Source organism: Gluconacetobacter sp., from assembly GCF_047721585.1.
Lineage (GTDB): Bacteria > Pseudomonadota > Alphaproteobacteria > Acetobacterales > Acetobacteraceae > Gluconacetobacter > Gluconacetobacter dulcium.
The window spans coordinates 1-10,231 of the sequence record NZ_JBDNXE010000129.1; the positions used below are offsets into that span (position 1 = coordinate 1).

The window sequence follows — 10,231 nt, forward strand, 5'->3', positions numbered from 1 at the left end:
GCCCACCCCCTGCCCGACCCGGCCGTGCTGGGCGAGGCCGACGCCAGTCCGGAGCGCTTCAGCGCCAGCCTGCTCCAGATGGGCGGCACGATGCTGGACCGCCAGCAGGGCGAAACGCTCGATCAGGCAATCGCGCTGCGCTTCCCCAAACCCGGCCTGATGATCTGCTCCCTGGTGCCCGAGGCCACCGGCACGGTACGCATCGAGGACCTGCCCACCCCGCAGGCCGCCGAACCGGTCGATGTCACCATCGTCCGCGCCGCCTTCGGCATCGCGGAAACCGGCTCGATCTTCCTCAGCGAGGCCCAGCTTCACCTCAACGCCATCGCCCACCTGACCCAGCACATGGTGGTCCTGCTGGACCCGGCCCAGATCACGGCCAACATGCACACCGCCTATCTGCGCCCGGAATTTCACACCGCCCGCTACGGCGTGCTGATGAGCGGCCCCTCGGCTACCGCCGACATCCAGGGCGTCCTGATCCGCGGCGCCCAGGGCGTCCGCAGCCTCGCAGTCTGTTTCATGCCTCAATAACAGGATATTATCAGGGGACGCCTCCCTCCACGCCCTGGAAATCGCCTGAAAAGGCTTGATCCACCTTGCCCGAAGTGCTGCGCTGATGCGCATCATGCCAGGATCGACGAAACTCCCTCCCTATCTCCGCCAACTCGAGCGCGTGCTCGCACGCCTCGAGACGGCGATGCTGTTGAGCGAGCTGGACGGCTTCCTCGCCGGCGTCCTTGTCTGCCCGGAGATGATCCTGCCGTCCGAATGGCTGCCCGTGGTGCTCGATCCCGATGGGGAGGGCGATCCCGTCCTCGAACACGAGAACGATGCCCGCTTGATCCTGCAACATTACAATGCCGTGCTGCATGATCTCGATCGCGGACGTTATGCTCCCCTGTTCAATATCGACACGAGGCATGACGACGTACTCTGGGAGTTATGGATCGAGGGCTTCGAACGCGCCATGGCGCTGCGACCTGAAGCCTGGAACGACCTGCTCCGCGGTTCCGACGAAACCGTCGGTCCCGCCCTTGTCGGTCTGCACAAGCTTGTCGCCATGACCGATTCACCGCCCGACAGTGACGACGAACTCGGCACCCTGCTGTCGGAAACCGCGCCCGATCTTATCCCCGAATGGGTGCAGGCGCTCCACGTCGCGCGCCTGTCAGAGAGCATGGACCGGCTCGCGAACAGACCAGCCACATCGACAAAAATCGGACGAAACGAGCCATGTCCCTGTGGCTCCGGCAAAAAATACAAAAAATGCTGCGGCATGAATTGAAGGCACCCAGCCTATAAAACGCAAGAGTGGCGACCGGCCGATGCTCACAATCATCCTGCACCCATCACCTCACACACGCCCCGGCGATCGCGTTTTTCAACACGGCATCAGGCATAACGCCGACCCCGTCGATTTGTCCTGTCCAGACCGCGAAAATCTCCGACCGGGATTGTCACGATCCTCCGTCGCCAAACGGAAACCGCCTGGCCATAAAAACCCGGCCCGACGAGACATTTCCATATCCTGTCGATTGCAGGAAATTTTGCGCATTCCGCCATTATTTCTGGCAATCTGGATGTCACCGACCCGATCAATACGCTGACATGGGAGAGTTCCCCCGTCTTCAAACGTCCTGATATATAGACATCAATATTATGTCCCCTCGCCATCCGGGTATTTTTAGACGGGCGAATAAACAGGCCATCACACGCCATTCTTTCGATGATAGAGAGAAAAAAGCCAATGTCACCCGCGCCTTCGCATTCATCCGGTGCATTATCGAAAGACCGGTCGCGTCGTCCCCCGCATCACAGTACCGCAACCCGCCGATCACCCCATTCCGCAAAGAAGATCCTCAGTTTCGCATCCATTGCAAGAAGTGGCTTCCTTTTCCTCGCAATGTGTCACCTTTTTCTCCTTCCCGCCGCAGCGGAGCCGTGCGCCGGCGCCGTCGAAATGGATATGCTCGGGGGGAAAACCGATAGTCCCATCATACAAGTCGATATAAATGGCCATAAAGCTGGAATGTACCTAAGCGGTGATTTTGATGATATCTATATCAATGACAAAATAAACCTCGACCTTTCCGCTCCCCTGAAGCAGGTCTCAATAATAAGTAACGGCGAAGACTACCACGATGCACATCTTGTAATGATCGAGCGATTCAAGATCGGGAATATGAATGTCGGCGCGATAACCGCCGTAGCAAGCGATTATTACCCAATCGACTACATACGGGACATACCCGTCGTTGGTGTAATCGGCGAGAATATATTCAAGGTTGTCAATGTATTAATAGACTACCCGAATAATAAGTTATATTTCCTACCCCACAGGAATAATGACGAATGCTCCATCAAGAATATGGATAATTTGAAGGAAAAATTCCACAACGCTGATTTGGTAGAAGACCAGAGAAACCTGGCGATGCGACTCAGGATAAATGGCACACTGCGTGATTTACACATCGATACCGCGCTATCCGATACCGAAATTCCCATAAAATGGATCAAGACGAATTCCAAATCTACTCCCGCTTACAATACCATGACAATTTACGACAAAGACCCGAAATTAGGGTATATCGGTTCCATAAAAGAGCTCTGCGCAAAAGAATTTTGTGAACATGATGTAAAAGCTCTTCTCCTCAAAGGTATTTCCTACGGATCTGTCGGCAACGCATTCTTCGAGGGGCGCGAGGTACTGTTTGACTATGCGGACGGCAAGATATTTTTCTCCGACCGGAAACCCGATCGCCGCACGGCAGGGAAAGACCTGCATTTTGAAAAAACCCACCAGGCGCGCATCCGAGTTTCAGAAATATCAGAATAAATCTTCTTTCGCACCGATCCACCGCTCACCTTCCGGCAACAGCACCCTGGCCTGATCGATAGAACCAATCGAAAAGAGATTCCGCTTTTTTGATAAAATTGAACGCGCGCATCAGAGATATAAAAATAGCAATAAAAACAACGAACCAGAACATTATTCCGGTCGGACAAACAGAGGCAATCGGCCCTACGGCCAGGATAAACCCATTGATCCGGGCGGTTCCCAGTCCAAAAATCCCCGTTGAAAATCTATCCCCACGCAATTACCCGTCAGAGCAACGCCCCCGCCGCCCGTTGAAGCGTGACCGGGCCTGTCCGCCCGATCACGCCAACATATCAGCCGCCCGGCGGCGCCATGAATTCCGGCCCCACCGGATCGGTGATATGTGCCGCCAGAATACGGTCGATTTCCACCTTGTCCGCCGCCGACAGCGTCCACCCGCATGCCTGGTCTATCCCCGCGATCTGCTCGGGCTTGCGTGCGCCCCACAGCGCGATGGTCGGCCCCTGATCCAGCACCCAGCGGATCGCCAGCGCCAGCACCGAGCGCCCGAACCGCTCCTTCGCGAACGCCTCCAGCGCCGCCACCGCCGCCAGATACTGCGCAAAGCGCGGCGCCTGGAATTTCGGATCGGCACTGCGCAGATCATCGCTGCCGAAATGGCTGGCCGCGGTCATCCTGCCCGACAGCAGCCCCCGGCAAAGCGGCCCATAGGCCAGCACCGCCAGACCATGCGCGGCCGACCAGGGCAGGATATCGTCCTCGATCGCACGCTCGAACAGGTTATAAGGCGGCTGCACGGCCGCCAGCGGCGCCACGGCACTGAACTGCTCCATCTGCGCGACGGAAAAATTGCTCACCCCCAGCGCCAGCACCTTGCCCTCGCGGTGCAGATCCTCCAGCACCCGAGCCGTCTCGTCCAGCGGCACGGCCGGGTCCGGCCAGTGGATCTGGTAGAGGTCGATCCGGTCGGTACGCAGCCGGCGCAGCGAATCCTCGATTTCCTGGCGGATACGCGCGGCCGAACTGTTGCGGAACGGCTTGCCGTCCTTCCAGTCCAGCCCGACCTTGGTGGCAATGGCCACCGTGTCGCGCCGTCCGACCAGCGCCTCCCCCACGATTTCCTCTGAATGGCCGAACCCGTAGACCGGCGCGGTATCGATCAGGCTGATTCCCAGATCCAGCGCCTCATGGATCGTGGCGATGGCCAGGCGGTCGTCGGCCCCGCCCCACATCCACCCGCCGATCGCCCACGTACCCAGCGCAATGCGCGAGACCGGAAAGGGAATGCCCGAGACGGCCATGGTTTCCATCGGCATGAAATGCTCCTTCCTGCCCACCCTTTGGAGGGCGGACTCAGCAATCGGGAAAGCACGCAAAAAAGGACCGGAGCGCGCGAGCACCCCGGCCAAGTCTTTCCCTCGTATGCAAGCGACGGCCGAGCCGTCACGTTCCATCCGGCACCCGAACCGGCCGTACGACAATGAAAAAGCATTTCATCTTGTTATCTTTCCCGTGAACGGCCGCATGACGCGGCCCCGCTCCGCAACGCCGCCTCTTTCCCCATCCTGCGTCGCGTCCTATGGGTAGGGTACCGGCGTCGTGTGCGCGACACGACCGGCCCGCGCTGAATGGAGAAGCGAAGCAATGTCGCGCAAGGTCGCTCCGACGGTATCACGCACGATCACCCTGATGGCCCCCCTGGCGCTCCTCGCCGCCTGCGCCCCGCGTTACCCCTCGTCCCAGCCGGCCCACACGCCATCGGCGCAATATGCCGCCGGCCAGGGCGCGCTGATGGTGGACGACCACGTCCCCGACTTCGCCAGCCGAAACTTCGAACCGTTCACCCGTCAGGACGTGGCCGCGATCGCGATGCGGGAATGGCGGCTGTTCGGCCAGCCGGTGAATGACGACGACCCCGAACAGCGCCCCGAGGCCACCAGCGCGACCGTCAAGCCGGAACGCATGCCCGGCCTGTGGCAGCGCGTGGGCGAATATTGGTGGATCGGCCAGGACCCAGGCGAAAGCGAGGTCGCCTGGACCGGCAAGCACAATACCGAAGGCGCGATCACCGACTACGTGCATGACGGCATGTTCGCCTGGTCGGCGGCCTTCATTTCCTACGTCATGCGGGTCGCGGGCGCGAACGGCCGCTTCGCCTATTCGCCGAATCATGCCACCTACATCAACGCCGCCGCCGCCGGCACCGAAAGCGGCGTCCGCGCCCGCGCCCCGGCCTCCTACGCCCCGGCGCTGGGCGACCTGATCTGCGTCGGGCGGGGTGCGAGCAAATCGGTCCGCTTCGCCGACCTGCCGACCCAATATGGTTTCCCGGCCCATTGCGGCATCGTCGTCGCCACCAACCAGAACGGGCAGCCCTTCGGCCACCAGATCAGCATCATCGGCGGCAATGTCGACGACGCGGTGGCCCTCACCCACGTCCCGGTCGGCGCGGACGGCAAACTGGCCGACCCCACCGGCCACAGCTACGATCCACGCTACCCCTGGTGCGTGGTGCTGCAAGTGCTGTACGACGCCGACGCCGAATCCGCCGACCGCCAGTAAGGCCGTGCGCGACCCGGCCTCAGCACCGGGTCGCCAGACCCCTTCCGCTCAGGGAGCGACCTGCGCGGCCGCATGCCGGATGGCGCGCGCCATCGCCTCGACCCCATTGCCGCGATTGGTCGAAAGCGCCTGCACCAGCCCCAGATCACGCAGAAAGCCGGAATCGGTCGCCAGGATTTCCTCGGCACTCCGGCCCGAATAGACCCGCAGCAGCAGCGCCACCAGCCCCGAGACGATGGCGGCATCCGACGCCCCGGCAAAGAACAGCACACCGTCACGGTCGGTCATTTCCAGCCATACCTGGCTCTGGCAGCCCGGAACGCGATGGGCATCATTCGTCCATTCGGCGGGAAAGGGCGGCATCGTGCGGCCCAGTTCGATGATGTACTGGTAGCGTTGCATCCAGTCATCGAAGAGGTCCAGTTCCTCCCCGATCGCCGCAATCGCGGCAGCGGCGGTCGCATCCTGGGGGAGGACGAAAGGATCAGTCATCAAAGCTACCTGACAAGAATAAGCAAATGAACGGGCACAGACTAAAACACATCCTCACCTGCTAGAAGCCCACCCCTCCCCGCACCTGGTTTGTGGCCGGAAACCTGGGCTGGCGCGCGAGAGTGCCGCATAGCGGCACGCCCGGTGTGCGTGTCCGAGCACCGAAGCGGAGCGGCCTTACCGGCCGTGAGCATCGGAGCACAGGAAACGCGCGCCGGATCGCCGCCGGCGCGCGTTTACGGCCACAAACTCAGAGGATGAAGCGGCTGAGGTCGCCCTTGCTGGCCAGCGGCTCCACCCGGTCGCGCACATCGGCGGCGGTGATCCGCACGGTCTGGCCGGAGCGATCCGCCGCCGTGAAGGACACCTCCTCCAGCAGCTTCTCCAGCACCGTCGCCAGCCGCCGCGCACCGATATTCTCGACCCGCTCGTTGATGTCGGCGGCCAGTTCCGCCAGCGCATCCACCGCGTCGTCCGAGAAATCGAGATCCAGCCCCTCGGTCCCCAGCAACGCCGTATATTGCTTCAGCAGAGAATGTTCCGGCTCGGTCAGGATACGCCGCAGATCGTCGCGCGTCAGCGGTGAAAGCTCCACGCGGATCGGCAACCGCCCCTGCAATTCCGGCAGCAGGTCCGACGGCTTGGCGATATGGAACGCGCCGGAGGCGATGAACAGGATATGGTCCGTCTTCACCGGCCCGTATTTGGTCGAAACCGTCGTCCCCTCGATCAGCGGCAGCAGATCGCGCTGCACCCCCTCGCGCGAGACATCTCCACCCCGGAACCCACTTTCCGACGACCGCGCGCACACCTTGTCGATCTCGTCGAGGAATACGATGCCATGATCCTGGGCATGCGCCACGGCCTCGCCGACCAGGGCATCGTTGTCCAGCATCTTGTCGGCTTCCTCGCGCGTCAGCGCCTCGCGCGCCGCCGCCACGGTCATCTTCCGGCGCTGCGGCACACGGTTCATCAACCCCTTCATCATGTCGGAGAAATTGATGACGGTACCGGGCTGCATGTTGGGCATCTCGCCCATGCCCGGCCCGCTCTGGGCATCGGCGACCGAAATCTCGACCTCCTTCTCCTCCAGTTCCCCGGCACGCAGCATGCGGCGGAACTTGCCCTTGGTGTCGGCGGATGCCCCCTCGCCCACCAGCGCATCGACCAGTCGGTTCTCCGCCGCCTGCTCGGCCCGCGCCTGCACGTCGCGCCGCCGCAGGTCGCGCAGCATGTTCAGCGACACCTCGACCAGATCGCGCACGATGCTCTCCACATCGCGGCCCACATACCCGACCTCGGTAAACTTGGTCGCCTCCACCTTCAGGAACGGCGCCTGAGCCAGCCGCGCCAGCCGCCGGGCGATCTCGGTCTTGCCGCAGCCGGTCGGCCCGATCATCAGGATGTTCTTGGGCACCACCTCGTCGCGCATCCCGTCGGGCAACTGCGCCCGCCGCCAGCGATTGCGCAGCGCGATGGCCACCGCGCGCTTGGCGTCGCCCTGGCCGATGATGAAGCGATCGAGTTCCGAGACGATCTCGCGCGGGGAATGGTTGGGAATATCCATCATGCGTTCTCCCCGCCCTTCTCGCCCAGCGTCTCCAGGATCACGGAATGGTTGGTATAGACACAGATCTCGCCGGCGATCCGCATCGCCCGCCGCGCGATCTCGGCGGCCGACAGACCATCGATTTCGGCCAGCGCCCGCGCGGCCGAAAGGGCGTAATTCCCGCCCGAACCGATGGCGATGATGCCATCCTCAGGTTCCAGCACGTCGCCATTGCCGGTCAGGGTAAAGGAGCGCTCGATGTCGGCCACCGCCATCATCGCCTCCAGCCGGCGCAGATAGCGGTCGGTCCGCCAGTCCTTGGCCAGTTCGACGCAGGCGCGCTCAAGCTGGTTGGGAAAGCGCTCCAGCTTGGCCTCCAGCCGTTCCAGCAGGGTGAAGGCATCGGCGGTGGCACCGGCAAACCCGGCCAGGATGGTGCCCGCCGGCCCGATCCGCCGCACCTTGCGCGCATTGCCCTTGATGACGGTGGCGCCCAGCGTCACCTGCCCGTCACCGGCCATTGCCACCTGCGCGCCGCGTCGCACGCACAGGATCGTCGTTCCATGCCAGCCGACTGGATCATGGGTGGTCGCGTGTAAGTTCTGCATGACTGAAAGAAATAGGCCGTTCGCGCCTCAGGACAAGAGCCGCCCCATCATCCACCCATCGCGCGGGCGACATGCCCCGCCAATTCGGCCTGCGTGAACGGCTTGCGCAGCACCAGCGCATCCTCGGGCAGCACCGCATTGTCGGCATAGCCGGTCAGGAACAGGATACGGGTATCGGGACACAGCGCCCCGATCCGGCGCGCCGCTTCCTCGCCGCCCATTTTCGGCATCATGACATCCAGCACCACCAGGTCGGGCTGATGCGGCGCCATCGCGCCAATCCGCGCCAGCGCCTCGTCCCCACCCGGCGCCTCGATCGCCTCATGCCCCATGCCGCGCAGAAAACCGGCCGTCACGGTCCTGACCGTATCCTCGTCATCCACCACCAGAACCCGCAACCCCTTGCGGACCGGCCGATGCACCAGCACCTCCGGCCGATCGAGGGCCGCCGCCGGGCACCGATGGACCGGCAGGTACAGATCCACCCGCGTCCCCTGCCCCGGCGCACTGGTCACCCGCACATCGCCCCCGGCATGCCGCACGAACCCATAGATCATCGACAGGCCGAGCCCGGTCCCCCGACCGACATCCTTGGTCGTGAAGAACGGCTCGAAGATCCGCGCCAGCGTCTCCGGCGCCATGCCGGTGCCCTGGTCGGCCACCGACACCACCACATACGCGCCTTCCGGCAGGTCATGCTGCGGCAGGTCGCCTTCCACCGCCGGCGCTTCCAGCCGCGCAACATGCGTCGACAGCATGATCATGCCGCCATCCGGCATGGCATCGCTGGCATTCAGGCACAGATTCAGCAGCGCCAGTTCCAGTTGCCCGGCATCGGTCCGCACCATCGGCACGTCCCCCACCGGGTCCGTCGCCTCGACCACGATCTCGACCGGCGCGCGCGACGCCGCCCCTTCGCGCCGACGCGCGGTCACCCCCTGCACCAGCAGATCGTGCAGGCCGCGCAACAGGGCATTCACATCGACCGGCTGCAGGCTCAGATCCCGTGGACGGCTGAAATTCAGCAGCCGCCGCGTCAGGTCGGCGCCGCGCCGCGCCGCGCCCATCGCATTGTCCAGCAGATGGGTCGTGCGGTCGTCCAGCCCCTCGCCCATATCGACGGCCAGTTCCAGCGAGCCCATCACCGCCGTCAGAAGATTATTGAAATCATGGGCGATTCCGCCGGCCATGGTGCCAAGCGCCTGCATCTTCTCCGCCTGGCGCAGACGGGCTTCCATCTCCCGCTGCCGGGTGATGTCCCGATTGATCAGCACCGAATAGGCTTCGCCCCGACTGTTCACCCCCAGTTGCGCGCGGGTAAACTCCCGCCACGTCACGCTGCCGCCAGGGCCAGGCACGGACATCACTTCCTCGTCCCGCCCCTCGGCCTCCAGCCGCGCCTCGGCCGCCCGCACCGCCGGCAGCAAAGCGGGGTCGGAGAGGTCTTCCTCCCGCCGTCCAAGACAATCGGCCTCGTCCCGGCCATAGAAAGCGGCCGCCTTGCGATTGATGCGAATAAACCGCCCATCCGGGTCCTTGAAGGCCAGCCCCGCGCGCAGATTCCCCAGCAACCCCCGCAGCAGCATCCGCTCGGTCTGCAATTCGCCTTCCAGCTTGTGGCGATGCGCCGCCTGCACCACCATCGCGCGCAGCGCATCCCCATCCCAGGGCTTGTGCGAATAGAACGAGATCCGCCCCTGATTCAGCGCGGCGGCCACCGCGCCGATATCGGCATACCCGGTCAGCAGGATCGCCTGCGCGTCGCACAGCCCCCGCGCCCGCGCCAGCATCACGTCGCCCCCCATCTCGGGCATGCGCTGGTCCGACACGATAACGTCGACATCGCGCCGCCCGGCCAGGATAGTCAGCGCCTCCACCGGCGAGGTGGTCGAGAGAATGGTAAAATCATCCTCCAGCAGATCGGTCAGCGCCACCAGGATCTCGGGCTCGTCATCCACCAGCAGCACGACGGGGCGATCGGTCACGCCGGCATCTCCGTCACGCCACGGACAGGCTCGGCCATCGCCTCGAAATGCGGCTGCCACGGCACCGAAATGGTAAACACGCTTCCCCGTCCTCCCTTGGCGCCCCCGGCGCCCTGCACCGCATCGGCGATCGTGATCGTCCCATGATGAGCCTGCACCACGCTATAGGCAATGGCCAGCCCCAGCCCCGTCC

At 63.5% G+C, this 10,231-nt stretch carries 9 protein-coding genes and 1 pseudogene; 4 read left to right on the top strand and 6 right to left on the bottom strand.

The genetic code is table 11. From position 1 onward, the window contains the following. The 3 genes from ABF821_RS17370 to ABF821_RS17380 all read left to right on the top strand — a co-directional run. On the top strand, positions 1 to 534 hold a 534-nt coding region (locus ABF821_RS17370; RefSeq protein ID WP_415530958.1), incomplete at its 5' end, for a LutC/YkgG family protein. A gap of 55 nt (positions 535 to 589) precedes the next feature. Then, complete coding sequence (locus ABF821_RS17375) at positions 590 to 1,288, top strand: UPF0149 family protein (protein WP_415530959.1); 699 nt, start codon at positions 590 to 592, stop codon at positions 1,286 to 1,288. Between the two features lie 462 nt (positions 1,289 to 1,750). Next, positions 1,751 to 2,839: a hypothetical protein gene (locus tag ABF821_RS17380; protein WP_415530961.1), complete on the top strand. Its 1,089-nt coding sequence runs from the start codon at positions 1,751 to 1,753 to the stop codon at positions 2,837 to 2,839. 335 nt (positions 2,840 to 3,174) lie between these two features. Here ABF821_RS17380 and ABF821_RS17385 read toward each other — a convergent pair whose 3' ends face one another. Continuing rightward, positions 3,175 to 4,158, bottom strand: a complete 984-nt coding sequence (locus ABF821_RS17385; protein ID WP_415530962.1) for an aldo/keto reductase — start codon at positions 4,156 to 4,158, stop codon at positions 3,175 to 3,177. Between the two features lie 328 nt (positions 4,159 to 4,486). Between ABF821_RS17385 and ABF821_RS17390 the strand changes: the two genes are divergently transcribed. Further along, a complete protein-coding gene (locus ABF821_RS17390) occupies positions 4,487 to 5,404 on the top strand; it encodes a DUF2272 domain-containing protein (RefSeq protein ID WP_415530963.1) in 918 nt (305 codons plus the stop codon). 48 nt (positions 5,405 to 5,452) lie between these two features. Here ABF821_RS17390 and ABF821_RS17395 read toward each other — a convergent pair whose 3' ends face one another. From ABF821_RS17395 to ABF821_RS17415, 5 genes and pseudogenes are all read right to left on the bottom strand, one after another. Beyond that, positions 5,453 to 5,896 carry a SufE family protein gene (locus ABF821_RS17395; RefSeq protein ID WP_114726534.1) on the bottom strand — a complete coding sequence of 148 codons (444 nt, stop codon included), beginning with the start codon at positions 5,894 to 5,896 and terminating at the stop codon, positions 5,453 to 5,455. A 250-nt stretch (positions 5,897 to 6,146) separates the two neighbouring features. Further along, the gene (hslU, locus tag ABF821_RS17400; RefSeq protein WP_415530966.1) at positions 6,147 to 7,463 is read right to left on the bottom strand and encodes an ATP-dependent protease ATPase subunit HslU; all 1,317 of its coding nucleotides are present in this window, start codon (positions 7,461 to 7,463) and stop codon (positions 6,147 to 6,149) included. Beyond that, positions 7,463 to 8,053, bottom strand: coding sequence for an ATP-dependent protease subunit HslV (gene hslV, locus ABF821_RS17405; RefSeq protein WP_415530964.1), 591 nt, complete (start codon positions 8,051 to 8,053; stop codon positions 7,463 to 7,465). Before hslV ends, hslU begins: the two co-directional genes overlap by 1 nt. A 47-nt stretch (positions 8,054 to 8,100) precedes the next feature. After that, positions 8,101 to 10,038 (bottom strand): response regulator, encoded by a 1,938-nt coding sequence (locus ABF821_RS17410; RefSeq protein WP_415530965.1) that lies wholly within the window; start codon positions 10,036 to 10,038, stop codon positions 8,101 to 8,103. Beyond that, positions 10,035 to 10,231: pseudogene (locus ABF821_RS17415) on the bottom strand (hypothetical protein); the annotation flags it as partial. The pseudogene ABF821_RS17415 and the gene ABF821_RS17410, both read right to left, overlap by 4 nt.

Excerpts from the sequence above, each read along its gene's own strand:
- ABF821_RS17380 (WP_415530961.1), top strand. The coding sequence starts at position 1,751 with ATGTCACCCGCGCCTTCGCATTCATCCGGTGCATTATCGAAAGACCGG.
- ABF821_RS17385 (WP_415530962.1), bottom strand. The coding sequence starts at position 4,158 with ATGCCGATGGAAACCATGGCCGTCTCGGGCATTCCCTTTCCGGTCTCG.
- ABF821_RS17390 (WP_415530963.1), top strand. The coding sequence starts at position 4,487 with ATGTCGCGCAAGGTCGCTCCGACGGTATCACGCACGATCACCCTGATG.
- ABF821_RS17395 (WP_114726534.1), bottom strand. The coding sequence starts at position 5,896 with ATGACTGATCCTTTCGTCCTCCCCCAGGATGCGACCGCCGCTGCCGCG.
- hslU (WP_415530966.1), bottom strand. The coding sequence starts at position 7,463 with ATGGATATTCCCAACCATTCCCCGCGCGAGATCGTCTCGGAACTCGAT.
- hslV (WP_415530964.1), bottom strand. The coding sequence starts at position 8,053 with ATGCAGAACTTACACGCGACCACCCATGATCCAGTCGGCTGGCATGGA.